Here is a 17,682-nt window from a genome sequence, read left to right as displayed (position 1 = left end):
CAGAGATAATTTAGCGAACTCACATTTCTCTTTTGCAATGCCGTATTAAGTGATGTGATATACTGCAGTGCAGAGACAGATATTTTGCAGCGCAAGTAACAAAACTGAGTTCCATTGCCCTTCGGTTCCATAAGTACCCAAAGACGCTGGACCAGTTTTGTATCCTTGTAGTCGCGGCGGGCACGAGGGCGTTTCTTGAGGGTACTGTTCGTCACTCCAGAGATTGACGACTTCATCCGGGTGGGCGGCCTTGCAGCCGTCTCCGCCGCCCTCCCTAGAGCCTTGCGCATCTGGACCGACGTTCGCATCATCCTTCCCGGCTACCGCGACGTCGTCACGCAGTTTCCTGACATCGAGATCGTCGGCGAATGCCCGGCACTGGCGGAAATGCCGGCGTGCTCGGTTGGCCTGGCCGCGACCAAGGACGGGCTGCCGATCTATATCCTGCTCTGCCCGCAGCTCTACGATCGTCCAGGCAACCCTTACGGCGATGCCGGCGGCCGCGACTGGCCGGACAACGACATCCGCTTCGCACGCTTCGCCTCCGCAGCGGCACTGCTCGCCTCCGGCAAGCTCGACAAGAACTGGTCGGCCGATCTGGTCCACGCCAATGACTGGCAGGCGGCCTTGGTGCCGGCCTATCTCGCCTGGAGCGGCGTGAAGATCCCGACCATCCTGACGATCCACAATCTCGCTTATCAGGGCCTGTTTCCGAAGTCTTCGCTGCGCCGGATCGGTGCACCGGCGGAGTCGTTCCATATCGACGGGCTCGAATTCTACGACAAGCTGTCCTTCCTCAAGGGCGGGCTGATCTACTCGTCGCACCTCACCACCGTGAGCGAGACCTATGCGCGCGAGATCACCACACCGGAACTTGGCTGCGGGCTGGAAGGCCTGCTGACGAAGCGCTCCAACGAGTCGCGTCTGACAGGCATTCTCAACGGCATCGATGAGAGTTGGGATCCGCGCGTCTGCGCGGAGCTCATGAGACCGTTCGGCGCGGGCGACTGGGAAGCCAAACGCGCCAATGCCGACGGGGTACGTCAACAATTTGGGCTCGCACTCTCCCGCGGGCCCATTTTTGGTTTGGTCGCCCGCCTCGTGCATCAGAAGGGCGTCGACCTCGTGCTGTCGGCGGCCGACGCCATCGTGTCCGCCGGCGGCCAGATCGTCGTCACCGGCCGCGGCGAGACCGAACTCGAAAACGCGCTGATGGACGCGCATCGCCGCCGTCCGGATGCGATCGGCGTCGCCATCGGCTTCAACGACCGCGAGGCACGGCGCATCTTCGCCGGCAGCGACTTCACGCTGATGCCGTCGCGCTTCGAACCCTGCGGCCTGAGCCAGATGTATGCGCAGCGCTTCGGCTCGCTGCCGATCGGCCACCAGACCGGCGGCCTCGCCGAAACCATCGTCGATGGCGAGACCGGCTTCCTGTTCACGCAGCCCTCCACCGAGTCATTTCTGGGCGGCATCCTGCGGGCTTTCGCGACCTATGGCTCCAAGGATCGCCTGAACTCGATGCGCCGCAGCGCCATGTCGAAATCGTTCAGCTGGAATATTTCTGCCGCCAGCTACAGCGCGCTGTATCGCAAGACGATCGTCGCCGGCGTGTAGCGCGGGAAATCGGCGGGCGAACCCCGATCTTGGCTTGCGGATCAGTTCCGTTTCACAATAATGGCAAAAGCTGGCAACAACTATCATCCATGAAGGCGTGGCCGGTACCCCCTGTGATGAAAGCTAGCCCGTGCTCAAAGCTTCGCCTCCCGCCGAGCCGCTCGTCGACTGGCGATCGGAAATCAGCGCCGGTCTGATCTCAAGCCTCGTCTGCCTGCCGCTCTGCCTTGCTTGCGGACTGCTGGTGTTTGCGCCGCTCGGCCCCGACTATGTCGCAGCCGGCGCTGCAGCCGGCCTGTATGGCGGCGCCATCGTCGGCCTGGTCGCGGCCGTGGTCGCCACCTCGTCCTATATCGTGACGACGAGCCGCGTCAGCATGGCCCTGGTGCAGGCCGGCCTGACCACGACGCTGGTCAATGACGCCACGCTTGCGAGCCAGCCCGCGATGATCGTGACCGCGATCATGCTGTGTTTGTTTCTGGCCGGGCTGTGGCAGGTCCTGTTCGGGCTGCTCGGCCTGACACGCGCCATCAAATTCGCGCCGCACCCGGTACTCACCGGCCTGCTCAATGGCGTCGGCATGCTGATCGTGATTTCCCAGTTCAAGCCGTTCTTTGCCGCGCATACGCTGTGGCCGAACAAGCCGGCGATGCTGGCTTACGTCGTGGCCTTGGCGCTCTTTGTTCTGAACTATCCGGCAATAGCAGGCTGGCTGCGGCTGCCGGACTGGCTGCGGAAGATACCGGGATCGCTTGCAGGCTTCATCGCCGGCACCGCGCTCTACTATCTGATCAGCGTCCCGACCGGTCTCGATCTCGGGCCGACCATCGGTGAGATCCATGTCAGCTTCCCTCCGGCCATGCCGCTCGGTGCAGTGTTCGACGGCTCGATCACTCCGGAACTGACCGCCGTGCTTCCGCATGTCGTGCTGGTATCGCTGGTGCTGGCGATCATCGGCACTGTGGAGACCATGCTGGCGTTTCGCGTGGCACAGCAGCTCGACGATACGCATATCCATCCGGTGCGCGACCTCGCCGCGCAGGGCATCGCCAATGCGGCAGCAGCGCTGGGCGGCGGCATCGGCGGATCGGCGATCCCTTCCGTTATTCTGCTCGGCTATCGCATGGGCGGCCGCACGCGCTGGACCAGCATTTTCGTGGCTCTCAGCCTGTTGGCCATCACATTCGCGCTGTCGTCGGTGCTCGCACAGGTGCCGCGCGCGGTGTTCGCCGGCCTGCTTCTGGTGATCGGCATCGTGCTGTTCGATCGCTGGAATCTGCAACTGCTGGCCGATGTCAGACACAAAAGCGAGCCGCAGGTTCGCCGCCACGCCGTTTATAATCTGATCGTTGTACTCGCGGTGATGGCCGTGACCGTGTTCAGCTCGGTGGTTTCCGGAGTCATTGTCGGGATCATCCTGTCCTGCATCATCTTCGTCATCAATATGAGCCGGCCGCTGGTGCGCCGCGCCCATCTCGGCGACACACTGTTCTCCAAGCGCATTCGCTCGGCCGACGATCTCGCGATCCTGCAGCAGACCGGACAGCAGCGCGCCATCCTGCAGCTCGAAGGCGCGCTGTTCTTCGGCAATGCCGACGACCTCTCGCTCCGCGTCAAGGACTTGTTCAACAGCACGGATATGATCCTGCTCGACATGGGTGCCATCTCCGACCTCGACGTGTCCGGCATCAACGCATTGCGAACCCTGCGCCAGAAGGCGACTGAAAAGAAACGGCGACTGATCTACTGCAATGTCCGGCCCGTCCATGCCGCCATCATCGGCAACGGGATCGAGCACGACGCGGCATCGCCGCCAATGACACAAGATCTCGACTCCGCACTGGAGTGGATGGAGCAGACCGTGCTCGACCGCTCCGCTGCGAGGCAGGGGCAAGCGGATGAACTCACGCTCGAGCAGATCGACTTTCTCGATGGCGTTTCCACCAACGAGATGGCCGAACTGACTGCAGTAATGACCAGACGCGAATTCGCATGTGGCGATACGATCTGCCGCGAAGGCAACGCCGGCGACCGGATGTGGCTGATCCTGAAAGGGAGCGTCAGCGTGTTGCTGCGCACCGACGGACATCACGAGCGACGCCGCATCGCCGGACTTGGCCGCGGCACGACGGTCGGAGAAATGGCGCTGGTGGAATCGGTGCCACGCTCGGCGACCATCGTCGCCGACGACGCGGTGGTCTGTTACGAATTCCCGCGCGACGGCTTCGACCTGATCCTGAAGAAAAATCCGGTGCTCGCCACCAGGCTGCTGGGCAACCTGGCGCGCGAACTCACCCGGCGACTACGGCAGACCTCGCAAGATCTGCGCATCAGTCATCATTGAGGCGGTTAAACCTCGACCACGCGCTCCACATGCACGCGGCGGCAATCCATCTCGTATTCGAGATCGACGACCGGTGGGCGGTTGAAGTGCCAGGTCAGGCCGTTGCGGAATACGCCGCGGCGGCCGAGTTCGCTTTCCAGCAGAGCATAGACGTCGCGCACGGTGTAGAGCTGCGCGCCGGTGGTCTGGTCCCAGGTGCCGGAGAATGCGCTCATGCGGCGCTCCATCTCGTCGAGCACGAACTTGGCTTTTTCCAGCATGCCGGACGGGCTGATGTCGCCGAGGCGTACCGTGTTGTCGCGATAGTCGCCCTTGCCTTCCGCGGCCTCGCCGCTGCCGGCGATGACGAAGGATGCTGGCGCATTCGGCGCGACGGTGGTGAAGGAGAAGGCATGAAAGCCAGGCTCCGACGGCGGATCGATCTTCGGACACACATTGCTGCGCGCGATGGGATTCACGCGATCCTTCATGATCCCCCAGTCTTCGAGGGTCTTGATGTAGATCTCGTTGAAGTCGATAAACCCTTGCTCCGTGAACGGTGCCGGCGAGCGCAGTTCGCAGGCTGCGAAGGCGGTCAGCGGCCGGCCGGCTGCCTTGATGATCTCGGCAACCCTGGCGAAGCCTTCCTTCAGCGGGACGACCTTGGAGAAACGCACGCGCTCCAGCGCGAAGCCGGGCAGCGCGCCGACGCCGCAGGAATACTGGAACACGCCCGGCATGTAACGGTAGCCGCTATTGGGGGCTTCGACGGTCTCGATCATGCTTGCCTCTTTGGATGAAGTGAAAATCAATCTTCGAGGACGCCGAGATAGGCGTCGCGAATGATGGGATCGGCCAGCAATTCGGCGCCCTGCCCGGTGCGCACGATGCGGCCCATATCCATGATGTAGGCGTGATGGCAGAGATCGAGCGCCGTGGTGACGTCCTGCTCGACCAGAAGGATCGACATGCCTTCGCTGTTCAACTGCCGAAGTGCCGCGACCAGTTGCTCCACCAGCAATGGCGACAGGCCGAGCGAGAGTTCGTCGATCATCAGGAGGCGCGGCGCGCTCATCAGCCCGCGGCCGATGGCGCACATCTGCTGCTCGCCGCCGGAGAGCGTAGCCGCGGCCTGATTGCGGCGCTCGCGGAGCTTCGGAAAGGTCGTGTAAACCCGATCGAGATCGCGATTGAGCTCGGTACGGCTGACGCTGCGCGAATAGGCGCCCATCAGCAGATTGTCCTCAATGCTCATGGCGCCGAACAGACGGCGCCCTTCCGGCACATGGACGATACCATGTGCCAACATCTGCGCAGCTGTCGCCTTGGAGAGATCGACGCCTTCGGAAACATATTTGCCCGAGACCAACGGGATCAGCCCGGACAGTGCGCGCATCAGCGTGGTCTTGCCGGCGCCATTGGAGCCGATCAACGCGGTGATCTCGCCGGAACGCACCACCATGTCGATGCCCCACAGCACCTGGATTTCACCGTAACCGGCGCAGACCTGATTGAGTTCGAGCATCGAATGATCAGCCACGGGCGGCGTTCCGTTGTGCATATTGCTGGCCCAGATAGGCATCGACGACGGCGGGATCCTTGATGATGTCGCGCGGCGCGCCGTCGGCAATCAGCCGTCCGTTATGCAGCACCGCGATGCGGGTGCAGACATTGAGCACGACCTTCATCAGATGTTCGATCATCACGATGGTGATGCCGTCGGCGGCGAGCTGATGGATCAGCTTGGTGGCGCGTTCGACCTCGGCGCTGTTGAGGCCGGCATTGACCTCGTCGAGGAACAGCAGCTTCGGCTTCATCGCCAGCGCCTTGGCTAGCTCCAGCCGCTTGCGCATCGCCAGTGTCAACGTTGCTGCGGACTGGTCGGCCTGCGCGTCGAGGCCAACGAATGCGAGATGCGCGCGAGCGGCCTCGCGCGCCGACTTCAGGCTCTCGCCCGGTTGCGAGAACAACGCGGCCGCAGCGACATTGTCGAGCGCCGAAAATTCCGCAAAGGGCTGCACGATCTGGAAGGTGCGCGACAGGCCGAGCCGCGCCGATTGATAGGTCTTGATCCGCGTGATGTCGCGGCCATCGAAGGTGACCACGCCGGAACTCGCCGGCGTGACACCGCAGATGGTGTTGACCAGCGTGGTCTTGCCGGCGCCATTCGGGCCGATCAGGCCAACCACCTCGCCCTTGTTAACGGACAGCGAGACATCGCTCAGCGCCTTCAGCCCGCTGAAGTTTCGCGAGACGCTGCTGAGATGCAGGATTTCTTGACGGATCTCAGACATGCTTTGCCTTTCGTCCGCTGAGCCCGCGCCAGATCTTGCCGGCATGCAGCGAGACCAACCCATGCGGCAGGAACAGCAGCAGCAGGATGATGAGCACGCCCAGCACGCCCGAATGGATCTGGATGTAATTGCGCCAGACCACTTCCTCGAGGCCGAGATAGACGAAGGCGCCGCAGACCACGCCGAGCGGCGAGCCGAGCCCGCCCATCAGCGCCATCACGATCGGCTTCACCGAATACAAGATGTCGAACACGTCGGACGGATCGATGTAATGCACCCAGGCCGCATAGAGCCCGCCGGCGGCACCGACGAAACAGGCGGACAGGCCGAAAGCCACGGCCTTGTAGAGCGTGGAATTGAGACCGACCATGTTCGAGGCCGTCTCGTTCTGCCGGATGCAGTTGAGACCGAAGCCGAGCTTCGACATCGAGACTGCGATGACGACGAGCGCGGTGATCAGCAGCAGTCCCCACATGGCGTAAAAGAAGAACGTCGCGTCGGACAGCACGCTCGACCCGGAGACCAGCGGAATGTTCAGGCCCATGCCGCCGCCGGTGAGGTCGGTGGCGTTGTTGACGAGTTCGCGGAACACTTCGACCAGCGACAGGCTGGCGATGGCGAAGTAATGGCCGCGGAGGCGCAGCAGCACCACACCGAGAGCCGCAGCAAGCAACAGGCACAATACCAGCGACCCCAGCAGCGACAGGGGCAGCGGCACGCCCTTATTCATGAGAATGCCGGTCGTGTAGGCGCCGAGCCCGAAGAAGGCGGCCGTCGCAAAAGACGGGTAACCGGCGAAGCCGCCGACGATGTTCCATGACAACGCGAAGATCGCATACATGCAGGCCATGGTGCCGAGACGTAGCGCATAGGCATCGCCAAACAGGGGCAGTGCCGCCACGCAGCCAATGAGGACGAGAAGCGCGATATTGGTCCGGGTCATTCAAAACCCTTTCGGCCGAGCAAGCCCTGCGGCCTGACCACAAGGAAGATGATGAGCAGGACGAAGGACAGCGTCACCGCATGGGCCGGGCCGAGATAGACCGAGCCCACGCCTTCGACCAAAGCCAGCAAGATGCCGCCCGCCAATGCGCCGGACACGCTGCCGAGTCCGCCGAGCACGCAGACCACGAAGGCCTTGCCCAGATAGGCCGATGAGGTCAGCGGTGAGATCGGGAAGATCAGCGCCATCAGCACACCGGCGCAGCCGGCGAGCGCAGCGCCGAGACCGAAGGCGATGGCGTAGATCGATTTCACATCGACGCCCATCAGCACGGCAGCATCGCGGTCGAGCCGGACGGCGACAATGGCGCGGCCGACCTTGGAGCGGCGCAGCAGCAGATAGAGCAGAAAGGTCAGCGCCAGCGCTGAGGCGGTGGCGATCAGACGGTCGACGGGAACGACGACGTCGAAGATCGAGATCGATCCCGTGGGCGGATTGAGGATCAGCTTCCGGTAATCGGCCTTGAAGTAATAGATCATCGCATTGTTCAGGATCAGATCGAGCCCGAAGGTCAGCGTCAGCGTCACCAGCACCGGTGCAGTGATGACGCGGTTGAGCAGCAGCCGCTGCAACAGATAGCCGAACACGAAGAACGCCGGCGCGGCGATCAGCAGCGCATACCACGGCGACAGGCCGAGCGAATTATAGGCGCCCCAGGCGAGATAGGCGCCGAGCACGATGAACGAGCCGTGGATCAGGTTGATGACGTTGAGCACGCCCCAGACCAGCGAGAAACCGATCGCGATACAGGCATAGAGACACCCAAGCACGAGTGCATTGATCAGGACCTGGATGGCCAGCATGTGGATTCCCCGCCGGTCTTAGCAGACTTGCTTGAGCATGATCTTGTCCGAAAACCGGTATCCACTTTTCGGGATCATGCTCAGTTCACGCCGAGCTTGAAGTCGCCCTGCTTGATGGCGTCCGGGAACAGCACAACAGGCTTGCCGGCCTGGATCTGGAAGACCGGCGGTTCGAGCGAGTTGATCTGGCCGTTGGCGCCGAATTTCACCGGGCCCCAGAAGGTCACGACGTCCATCTTGGCGAGTTCGTCACGCACCTTGTCGCGATCCAGCGAACCGGCCTTTTCGATGGCCATCTGGAACAGCGCGCCGCAGACCGCAGCCGAGGCGTGGGCGTAGTCGGGCTCGAGCTTGTACTTGTCCTTGAACAGCTTCACGAAGTTGGCCGTGGTGCCGAAAATGTCTTTGCCGTTGTACTGTTCGGCCGGATGCCACCACGAGGCGCTGGAGATGTTCTCGGCGCTCTGCCCGGCGGATTCGATGAATTCCTGATAGGCCGGACCGGCGATCATGGTCACGACATTGGCCTTCATCTGCTGATCGACCATCTGCTTGCGGATCAGCAAGAGGTCGTTGGTGTAGCCGGTGACGAACACCCATTGCGGATTCAACGACTTGATCTGCGACAGGGTTGCGGAGTGATCGAGCGTGTTGATGGCGTATTTTTCGAAATAGACGACTTCGAGACCGTTGGCCTTGGCGGATTTCTCCATTTCCTGCGCGATGGCCAGCGGAAACAGATCGTTACGCGCCAGAATGGCAACCTTCTTGACGTCGGCAGCCTTGGCCTTGACGAGCTGCGTCAGCGGCGTCGTCAGCGTGTCGTTCGGGGTGAAGGTGCCGAACAGATATTTGTAGTTCTGATCATAGACTTGGGATGACGACGCCGTCGCGGCCAGCATCGGCACCTTGTATTTCTCGGCGATCGTGCTGGCGGCCTTGGCGGCGCCCGAGCCGAACGGGCCGAACATGAAGTTCACCTTGTCCTGGGTGATCATCTGTTCGGTGGTCTGCACCGAGCGCGGCGTGTTGGACTGGTAGTCCGAATAGACGATCTCGACCTTGTACTTCTTGCCGCCGACATCGATGCCGCCGGCCTTGTTGGCCTGTTCGGCCCAGAGGTCGTAGCCCTGCTGCTGCTTCACGGCTTCCGGCGCCAGCGGCCCGGTAATCGGCAGCGGCGCGCCGAAGCGGATCACATCCTGCGCCGAAGCCATTGAGGAGGTCGCTCCCAAACCGGCCGCAGCCAGCAGGAGGGATGCGGAAAAAGCCGAGACAGCAAGCCGGGGATGAAACATCCAAATTCTCCATCGATGACGGGACCGTGACCTGATCAAAACTCTGTCAAATTTAGATTTCGAATAAAAGCATTGAATTTCGATGTGAGAGGTCTGAAAATCAGAACGCTAGTCAGGTCCTGCCATCGCGCTGGGCAGCCAGCAGCGAGGGACTGACCATGATCGAATCCACCGCCATTCGCTATTTTCGCGTGGTTACCGAGTCCGGATCGATCAAACAGGCCGCCGCAGCGCTCCGCATCGCCCCCTCCGCCATTAGCCGGCAGGTGCAGGGTCTGGAGGAGGAGCTTGCGGTCAAGCTGTTCGAGCGCGGCGCGCGCGGCATGAACCTGACCGATGCCGGCCACGTGCTCTATCGCTATGCAGTCGAGAACCGCAGCCAGCTCGACGGGCTGCGCAGCCAGGTCGAGGAATTCGCATCGCTGCGCCGCGGCCAGGTGAAGATCGCCACCGTCGAAGGCATGCTGTCGAGCTTCCTGCCCAACTCCTTCGTTGACCTGTCGCAGCAATATCCCGGGATCGCGCTATCTGTCACCGCCGTGGGCGCTCGCGATGTGGTCGAGATGGTCAGCCAGAACGAGGTCGATCTCGGCCTGATCTTCGGTCGTGCGCCGCGACGCGATCTGATCGAACTCGGACGCATGCGGCAACCGGTCTGCCTGATCGTCGCGCCCACGCATCCGCTCGCCGGCCAAAACTCATACGCGATGAAGGATCTTGCAGGGTTGCGCGTGATCCTTCCGGACCCATCATTCGGCATTCGTCAGGAACTCGACAAGTCCTGCGCACAGGCCAGTGTGCGGCTGGAAATGTGCAGCGAGACCAACTCGCTGGCCTTCACCCAGACCGTCGCTGCCCGCACCGATCTTGCGACGTTCCTGCCGATGGTCTCGGCGACGGCGGCGATCAATGCCGGCACACTTGTCGCGATCCCGCCGCGCGACCGCAGACTGGAGTCAACACAGGTGACGCTGGTGCAGTCGGCCGCGCGCATGGCATCGCCATCAACGCGACTGGTCGCCGAGATGCTGGTGGCGCAGATGAAGGACAGTGAAGAAGGGTAGACGCCTTAAGCAGCGAGCTTTCCAGCCAGTACGCGGAAACGTTCGAGCTGATCCTGCTTCAGCGCACGGGTCTCGTCGCGGCCCACGAAGACCTTGAACATCACACCGCCATCGACATTGAGAAATGCGACGAAAGCCGACGACTTGCCCATGAACGGCCGCTCGACGAAAGCCACGCCGCCGCAGCGCTCATGACGCAGATGGCCATGCAACCCCTTGGGCTGCGTCAGATTGTAGTAGCCGTGGCCAATGGCACCCGGCGACAGCGGCGCTGTGGTCTCGAAGATGCCGTCCTCGGTATGCACGATCAGCGTCACCTCGCCCCACTCGGCGATATCCGTCATCGCCGTGACGAACGTGTCGGCGCCGCCACCGATGGTCACCATCCCCTCGGGCAGCGCTTCCAGCACCGCACGCGGCGTGACGCCCCGCTCGCGCGCAACGGTCTCGACCACGGCGCCGGGATTCTCCGCCATATAGGTCTTCAGCGCGGCGAGATCCGTATTCAGCATGAGATGGCTCCGTGATCGATCATTGATGTGAGACGCAGTGCCTGCAATCAGGCCGCAGCGCTCTTGCGGCGCTCGGACTGGATCACTTCGAAACCCTCGAACTTGGGGTGACCGAGATAGAGGCTGGCGCCTTCCGACTTATTGTCCGCGCGGGCATGCGCCTTGCGGAACTGCTCGGACTTGGTCCAGCCCTCGAAGTCTGCCTTGCTGGCCCAGACCGTATGCGACGAATACAGCGTGTGATCCTCAGCCACCGGCCCCTTCAGCAGGCTGAACTCGATGAAGCCCGGCAATTCCGAGAGATAGGATTCGCGGGTCGCCCAGATGTTTTCGAAAGCGGCTTCGGATCCGGTTTTGACCTGAAAGCGGTTCATGGCGATGAACATGGATGTCTTTCCTTTCGTGACGTCGAGAACCTATCATAACCGAAATCGCGCCCGGACATGAGCGCGATTCCTTGGAGGCTGGTGGATGCAGATGGCGATTATGCGCCGCCGAAATGCACCTTGATGCCACCCTTGTAAACGATGCCCGGACCAGGGGCGGTCCACAACGCGTCGTTCTGCGTTGTGCCATCGCTGGTCGACCCGGGAATAGCATAGGGGCGGTAATACTGGTTCAGGATATTGTCGACCCCGAAATTCAAGGTGATGTCCTGCGTCGGTTGATAGGCGACGTAGAGATTGACGAGATCGTAGGAGGTCGATGGCACGTATCCGGCCGGAAGGTCGGTATTGGCCGCGACCGAAGCCCACTGAGCCGAGATTGTCAGCTTGCGATCGAGCAGGCGGACGCCACCGGTGGTCGTGACCTTGCGCGGCTGGATTGTCGCCAGACCAACATTGGTCTGGGTGTTCTTGCCGCTTTGAACCGTCGCGCCGACGCCCAGGAACCAAAGGCCCGCGTCATAGGCCGTCTCGGCCTCGAAGCCTTCGATCTTCGCATTGGCAATGTTTTGGTACTGATAGAAGTTGCTGTTGAGGATGGTGCCAGGACGCCCCATGAATACATAGTTGACGAGAACTGGCGTAGAGGCGACGAGGTCGATGTAGTCATCAACGTCGTTGCGGAAGAAGTTAAACTTGGCGCGGAAACTGTCGCCAGACGTAAAGACGTCGTTGTATTTCAGATTGATGCCGACTTCCTTGTTCTTGCCGACTTCTGCCCGGAGGTTCGGGTTCGGCAAGAAGCAGAACAGGCCAGCGGTACCATCAGCACAGGTGACGAAAGTCGGTCCGCCGCCGGAAGCGTGGCCACCTGCAATGAGCGTTTCACTGATGGATGGTGCACGATAACCCTCCGCATAGCTCACATAGGGCGTAAAGCCCGCTACCGGCGTCACGCCGAGTGTGATCTTGGGCGACAGGCGGTCACCGCTGGATGAAACATTGTTAACACCCACGGCTGTCCCGCTTGAATTGAGCTCATAGTGGTCATAACGCAGCGCGCCTATGACTTCGAGCCAACTCGAATAGTTGGTCTTTAGCTGGACGAAGCCGCCGGAGACTGTGCGCTCGCCGCTCGGCGTGGTGATGTTGGAGTTTCCGCGCGAGTCGAATGTTTTCACCTTGTCGTTGAAGACGTCGAAGCCATAGGTCACAGCATTGCGCCACTCACCGATATTGAAGCGAGACGTGTTGTTGACGTCGACGCCGAACGTATCCAGCAAGTAGCCGCGCTGATCGCCAACGCAACCAGAAATGTTGTTACCGGCACTACCAGCACCGCAGAGCGCGGTGCCGGCCGTCGAATAGTGGTAGGTCTTGGTCTGGTCGTTGTCGACGCGATTGCCGTAAAGCGAGACATTGAAATCGAACAGCATGTCCTCCGGACGCGCGTATTTCCACGTCACCGTACCGGTATAGTTCTTTGCATTGGAGGCATAGACGGACGAGCCCTGATTCAGAGCGATCAAGGCCGGCGTTGTAGTTGGACCACGATTCAACTGACCAATCGTGTAGCTGTAGTCCTGGAACAGGCCGCCGAACTTCACCTCATGGCCGTCGGCCGGGCGAACCGTAACTTTCATCAGGCCCGCAGCGATGTCGTTGCCTGTATTGCCAATCTCGGTACCGGCGCCATCCTTGTAGTTGCCCTGGGTGCGATAGACCGCACCGCCGAACACATCGACCGTCGGGTCGACACGCACGCCGCCGAACACGGAGCCGAGACCGCGATTGTTGTTGGAGCCGTAGGAGCCGCTCATATCCACGCCCCAGCGCTCGCCGGGTCGCAGAACGTCATTGATATCCTTGGTGCGGAACGAGGCCACGCCGCCGATGGCACCAGAGCCGTAAATATTGGCAGTCGGGCCGCGGGTGATATCGATGCCGCCGATCAGCTCGGGATCGAGAAAGAACGAGCCATTCGCATTGTGACCGGAGCGCTGATAGTTCTGGCGAGCGCCGTCAACGACAACGGCGACACGTCCGAAATCCTGCAAGCCGCGGATATTGATCGCCGTGGACGGATCATCGCCACGATCCTGCATCCAGACACCGGGGACATTGTAGAAAAGCTGGCTCAGCCGGCTCGGCTGCTGCAGCTGGATCTGCTCCTGCGTCACGACGCTGACGGGCGCCAGCGCATCGATGGCGCGCTCCTGGGTCTTCGAAGCCGTCACCGTGATTTCATCGAGTGACTGGCCGCTGCGGCTGGCCTGCGCATTTGCGTTAGCTACCTGCGCCGGCACGGCCGCCGGCTTGGCAGCAGCACGCTTTTTCTTGGCGGGTTTCGGCTTTTGCGGCTGCACGTCGCCTGCCTGCGCGGCGGCCTGTGCCAAGGCGGTCTCGGAGACCAACGCCCCCATTGATACGATCGACACACCCAACAACAAGGCGCGCGTAGTCATGCCCCCAAGAGCCATAGCCTAATCCCCAAACACAAATTTCAACGGATCGTGGCTGGCTGGCGCTGCACGAGGCAGTGAGCTTGCTGGCTCTCGAATGCGACTCGGGGACCCCTGCCACCAAGTTGCCATTTTCGATTACGGTTCATTAACGGGGGGGTCAAGCAATCCCCGCCCTGTTTATACTGATTATAGACTGCAGTGCTTGGCGATGAGGTGCGACAAAACCTATAACGATGACAGAGACTTTTACGGATGGGATAGATCGGCGCTATGGATACGGGTTCTCACGACGGCAGCGCTGCCGCTCACGCCAAATCCTCAGCCGGACGCAATGTGGTCATAAATGGCGACCGGATGGACAGCAAGGAGCTGTTCGCGGATCAGCGCGAGTTGCTGATTACGCATGGCGACGAGACCTATCGCCTGCGCCTGACGTTCCAGAACAAGCTGATCCTCACCAAATGACCGCCGGCCTCCCCGTTCGACGTCATCGCATCGCACATGCGCTGCAATGTGTAGTGCTTGCCGGCACGCTGGCGCTGTCAGCCGCGGCCGCGGCGGAAGACGCCGTCGTGCGCGACGCACGCGGACGCGACGTCACCATCGGCCACTCGACCCGCATCGTCTCAATCGGCGGCGCAGTGACCGAAATCCTTTATGCCCTCGGCGCTGACGACCGTATCGTCGCCGTCGATACGACCAGCCTGTATCCGCCGAAGGCCATGGCCGACAAACCCAATGTCGGTTACATGCGCCAGCTCTCTGCGGAAGGCGTACTGGGGCTGAATCCGCAACTGGTGCTCGCCATCGCGGGCTCCGGCCCGAAGGAAACCATCGACGTCATCGACGCCGCCAAGATCCCACTCATCATGGTGCCGGATACGTTCACCGAAGCCGGCATGGTGGAGAAGATACGGCTGGTCGCCAAGGTCGCGGGTGTCGAGGCACGCGGCGAATGTCTCGCCAACGCCGTGGCCGGCGATCTTACCGCACTGCGTGAATTGCGCGCCAAGGTGAAGACCCCGCCACGGGTGATGTTCGTGATGTCCTTCCTCGATGGCCGCACTATGGTCGCAGGCCAGAAGACGGCAGCCAACGAGATCATCAAGCTGGCCGGTGGCGTCAATGTCGCGGACAGCTTCGACGGCTACAAGATCATGAGCGATGAAGCCATCGCCGCAGCCAAGCCGGATACCGTGCTCTCGATGGAGCGCGGCAAGGATACGCTGCAGGCCGACACCGTGTTTGCCAGCCCGGCATTCGCACTGACGCCGGCCGCGAAGACCAGGAGCCTGGTCGCCATGGATGGCCTCTATCTGCTCGGCTTCGGTCCGCGCACGGCCGCCGCCGCGCGCGACCTCGCCGTCAAGCTCGACCCGGCGCTGTCGTCCGAGGCTGCAACGTTCAAGCCCGTCTCGCTCGCCGTCAACTGCCGCCAATAAGATGAGCGCTGCCGACGCCAAGCTGACTGCGTTTGTCAGAACGACCGGTCGGGTGCGTCGCCCTGCCACCGTTATCGTGTTGTGCGGCCTGCTCGCGGCACTGCTGCTGACGGTGCTGCTTGCCGCCACCGTGGGTGCCGCCGGCATTCCCCTTACCCGCCTGCCCGCTGCGCTTGGCCTGACGGCCGCCGATCCCGCCAATCCATTTGCCGCGCGCGATCAACTGATCCTGTGGTCGATCCGGATTCCGCGCATTGCCATCGCCGCCATGATCGGCGGCATGCTGGGCGCCGCCGGCGCGATTATGCAGGGCCTGTTTCGCAATCCCCTCGCCGATCCGGCGCTGGTCGGCGTCTCCAGCGGCGGGGCATTTGCTGCAGCGGGCGCCATCGTCATCAGCGACAGCCGCTTTGCGCATTATGTTACTTTTCTGCAGCCGTTTCTGTTGCCATTAGCCGCCTTCATCGGCTCGCTGCTCACCACCATTATTCTTTATCGAATTTCCAGCCGCAGCGGACGCACCTCCATCGCGCTGTTCCTGCTCGCCGGCATCGCCATTGCTGCGATCGCCAATGCGGGCATCGGCCTTTTGGTGTTCATCGCCGACGACCGACAATTGCGCGACATCACATTCTGGCTGCTCGGCTCGCTCAGCGGCGCGACCTGGAGCAAGGCGGCGACGATTGCGCCTATGCTGGCGCTAGGCTTGATCGGCATGTTCTTCACCAGCCGCGGCCTCGACGTGCTGATCCTCGGCGAGTCCGAGGCCTTCCATTCCGGCGTCGATGTGGAGCGCCTCAAGCGCATCTGCATCGTGCTGATCTCCATTATGACCGGCGCAGCGGTTTCGGTGTGCGGCGTGATCGGCTTTGTCGGCATCGTCGTGCCGCATCTGCTGCGGTTGATGATCGGACCGGGTCATCGACTGTTACTGCCGGCCTCAGTCGGTCTCGGCGCGAGCCTGCTGGTTGGAGCCGATACGTTGGCCCGCACCATCGTGGCGCCGGCCGAGATGCCGATCGGCATCCTGACTGCCGCCGTGGGCGCGCCGATATTCCTGCTGATTCTGCTGCGTCAGCGCGGGCTGGTGGGGCTGTGACACCGATGGCCGACGCTCCCGTCCTCACAGCATCCGGCATCTCACTGACCATCGGCCAGGCCACGCTGCTCAATCATGTCGATCTCGCCATCACCAGCGGCGAGATGGTCGCCATCGTCGGCCCCAACGGCGCCGGCAAGTCGACACTGCTACGCTTGCTGTCGGCCGATCTGCGCGCGTCGCGCGGCGCCATCACTCTGAAAGGCCGCGACCTCCACGCCTGGTCGCCCGCCGAACTGGCGATGCGGCGCGCGATGCTGTCGCAACATGTCAGTGTGAGCTTTCCATTCACGGTCGAGGAAGTCGTGCAGATGGGTCGGGGCAACCTGCCGCTGGCTTCTGCGCAATCGCTGGTTGATGCCGCCATCGATGAAGTGGGCCTTGGCGACTTCCGTCATCGCGAATTACCAACGCTGTCAGGAGGCGAGCAACAGCGCGCGCATTTCGCACGCATCCTCGTGCAGCTCGCCTGCGGCGAAGCTGCCCATGGTCCAGGCATCCTGTTGCTCGACGAGCCGACATCATCTCTCGATCTGCGCCATCAGATCGAGCTGGTGGAAATTTCGCGGCAACGTGCGCGCAACGGCACGGCCGTGATCGCAGTGCTGCACGATCTCAATCTCGCAGTTCGGTTTGCGGATCGCATCATCGTGATGCGCAACGGCGCTGTTGCAGCGGAAGGAACGCCTGCGGAAACGATCACCAGCGATGTGATCCGCCGCGTGTTCGATATCGACGTCGTCGTCGCCCGCACCGACGATGGCGCGCCCTATCTGCTGCCGCAGATGATGCAACAGATTGCGGCTTCAACTTCCGTAGTGGGTTAACTGCATTTCTGCCGGCACATCATCCTGCGCAGGCACGTAATTTGCGTGAGTAACATTGTTGCTCACGGGAACTCACTTTTATCTGAACCGCTGATGAACTCACGCATTGCCCTCCTGTCGCAACCAAACCACGGAGGCTCCCCCATGGGTTATGCACACAGGTCGACAGCGCTGGTGGTCGAGAACGACGAAGCACAACGCACACTGGTCAGCCTGCTGCTCGAAGAGAGCGAGATGAACGTTATCGAATGCGAAAGCGCGGAGGCCGCCGTGCTGGTGCTGGAGGAATCCGGCGACAATGTTGCGATGGTCTTCACCGACGTGGAACTCGCAGGCCTGATGGACGGCATCGAGCTCGCTTATCTCGCCAAGCAACGATTCCCCGATATGCATGTGATCGTGACGTCGGGCGCGCCTCGCGTGCGTCGGCTGCCCGACGGCACGCTGTTCATGGCCAAGCCATGGAGCCCGATCGATCTGCTCCGCGCCGCACAACAATCGTTTCACTGATACAGGTCAAATCGGTCCGCGCGGACCGGTAGATGCCGC

17 protein-coding genes are annotated in these 17,682 nt (G+C 61.9%); 8 read left to right on the top strand and 9 right to left on the bottom strand.

Annotation, left to right across the window (positions count from 1 at the left end; translation table 11 throughout):
* Positions 1-195 precede the first annotated feature (195 nt).
* Positions 196-1,617: a glycogen synthase GlgA gene (gene glgA / locus HP556_RS20820; RefSeq protein ID WP_175368383.1), complete on the top strand. Its 1,422-nt coding sequence runs from the start codon at positions 196-198 to the stop codon at positions 1,615-1,617.
* 130 nt (positions 1,618-1,747) lie between these two features.
* Complete coding sequence (locus HP556_RS30510; protein ID WP_175368382.1) at positions 1,748-3,961, top strand: SulP family inorganic anion transporter; 2,214 nt, start codon at positions 1,748-1,750, stop codon at positions 3,959-3,961.
* Between the two features lie 5 nt (positions 3,962-3,966).
* On the opposite strand, the gene cnbZ is transcribed toward HP556_RS30510, so the two are convergent.
* The 6 genes from cnbZ to HP556_RS20785 all read right to left on the bottom strand — a co-directional run bounded on the left by cnbZ (position 3,967) and on the right by HP556_RS20785 (position 9,257).
* Complete coding sequence (gene cnbZ / locus HP556_RS20810; protein WP_120291590.1) at positions 3,967-4,722, bottom strand: 2-amino-5-chloromuconate deaminase CnbZ; 756 nt, start codon at positions 4,720-4,722, stop codon at positions 3,967-3,969.
* 26 nt (positions 4,723-4,748) lie between these two features.
* Complete coding sequence (locus tag HP556_RS20805; RefSeq protein ID WP_175368416.1) at positions 4,749-5,465, bottom strand: ABC transporter ATP-binding protein; 717 nt, start codon at positions 5,463-5,465, stop codon at positions 4,749-4,751.
* 7 nt (positions 5,466-5,472) lie between these two features.
* Positions 5,473-6,234, bottom strand: coding sequence for an ABC transporter ATP-binding protein (locus tag HP556_RS20800; protein WP_175368381.1), 762 nt, complete (start codon positions 6,232-6,234; stop codon positions 5,473-5,475).
* Positions 6,227-7,177, bottom strand: a complete 951-nt coding sequence (locus HP556_RS20795) for a branched-chain amino acid ABC transporter permease (protein ID WP_175368380.1) — start codon at positions 7,175-7,177, stop codon at positions 6,227-6,229. The genes HP556_RS20800 and HP556_RS20795 overlap by 8 nt, the downstream gene beginning before the upstream one ends.
* Entirely contained in the window at positions 7,174-8,040 is an 867-nt protein-coding gene (locus HP556_RS20790; protein WP_068735300.1) for a branched-chain amino acid ABC transporter permease, read from the bottom strand. The genes HP556_RS20795 and HP556_RS20790 overlap by 4 nt, the downstream gene beginning before the upstream one ends.
* A gap of 80 nt (positions 8,041-8,120) precedes the next feature.
* Positions 8,121-9,257 carry an amino acid ABC transporter substrate-binding protein gene (locus HP556_RS20785; RefSeq protein ID WP_246297833.1) on the bottom strand — a complete coding sequence of 379 codons (1,137 nt, stop codon included), beginning with the start codon at positions 9,255-9,257 and terminating at the stop codon, positions 8,121-8,123.
* 239 nt (positions 9,258-9,496) lie between these two features.
* Here HP556_RS20785 and HP556_RS20780 point away from each other — a divergent pair, with 239 nt between their 5' ends.
* On the top strand, positions 9,497-10,402 hold the full coding sequence (locus HP556_RS20780) for a LysR family transcriptional regulator (protein ID WP_175368379.1): 906 nt from the start codon (positions 9,497-9,499) through the stop codon (positions 10,400-10,402).
* A gap of 5 nt (positions 10,403-10,407) precedes the next feature.
* On the opposite strand, the gene hutX is transcribed toward HP556_RS20780, so the two are convergent.
* The 3 genes from hutX to HP556_RS20765 form a co-directional block, all read right to left on the bottom strand.
* Positions 10,408-10,914, bottom strand: a complete 507-nt coding sequence (gene hutX / locus HP556_RS20775) for a heme utilization cystosolic carrier protein HutX (protein ID WP_175368378.1) — start codon at positions 10,912-10,914, stop codon at positions 10,408-10,410.
* Between the two features lie 47 nt (positions 10,915-10,961).
* Entirely contained in the window at positions 10,962-11,300 is a 339-nt protein-coding gene (gene hmuQ, locus HP556_RS20770) for a heme-degrading protein HmuQ (protein WP_068735293.1), read from the bottom strand.
* A gap of 98 nt (positions 11,301-11,398) precedes the next feature.
* Positions 11,399-13,780: a TonB-dependent hemoglobin/transferrin/lactoferrin family receptor gene (locus HP556_RS20765; RefSeq protein WP_175368377.1), complete on the bottom strand. Its 2,382-nt coding sequence runs from the start codon at positions 13,778-13,780 to the stop codon at positions 11,399-11,401.
* Between the two features lie 255 nt (positions 13,781-14,035).
* Between HP556_RS20765 and hemP the strand changes: the two genes are divergently transcribed.
* The 5 genes from hemP (at position 14,036) to HP556_RS20740 (ending at position 17,643) form a co-directional block, all read left to right on the top strand.
* The gene (hemP, locus tag HP556_RS20760) at positions 14,036-14,230 is read left to right on the top strand and encodes a hemin uptake protein HemP (protein ID WP_068735289.1); all 195 of its coding nucleotides are present in this window, start codon (positions 14,036-14,038) and stop codon (positions 14,228-14,230) included.
* Positions 14,227-15,207, top strand: coding sequence for a heme/hemin ABC transporter substrate-binding protein (locus tag HP556_RS20755; RefSeq protein WP_175368376.1), 981 nt, complete (start codon positions 14,227-14,229; stop codon positions 15,205-15,207). The genes hemP and HP556_RS20755 overlap by 4 nt, the downstream gene beginning before the upstream one ends.
* Position 15,208: 1 nt before the next feature.
* The gene (locus tag HP556_RS20750; RefSeq protein WP_175368375.1) at positions 15,209-16,306 is read left to right on the top strand and encodes a FecCD family ABC transporter permease; all 1,098 of its coding nucleotides are present in this window, start codon (positions 15,209-15,211) and stop codon (positions 16,304-16,306) included.
* Between the two features lie 5 nt (positions 16,307-16,311).
* Positions 16,312-17,133 carry a heme ABC transporter ATP-binding protein gene (locus HP556_RS20745; RefSeq protein ID WP_175368374.1) on the top strand — a complete coding sequence of 274 codons (822 nt, stop codon included), beginning with the start codon at positions 16,312-16,314 and terminating at the stop codon, positions 17,131-17,133.
* Positions 17,134-17,277: 144 nt separating this feature from the next.
* Positions 17,278-17,643, top strand: a complete 366-nt coding sequence (locus HP556_RS20740; protein WP_175368373.1) for a response regulator — start codon at positions 17,278-17,280, stop codon at positions 17,641-17,643.
* The last annotated feature ends 39 nt before the right edge of the window (positions 17,644-17,682 follow it).

The organism is Tardiphaga robiniae (assembly GCF_013359755.1).
In the GTDB taxonomy this organism is placed as follows: domain Bacteria; phylum Pseudomonadota; class Alphaproteobacteria; order Rhizobiales; family Xanthobacteraceae; genus Tardiphaga; species Tardiphaga robiniae.
The sequence above is the reverse complement of the archived record's forward strand: the minus strand, read 5'-3'. Positions and strand labels throughout refer to the sequence as shown.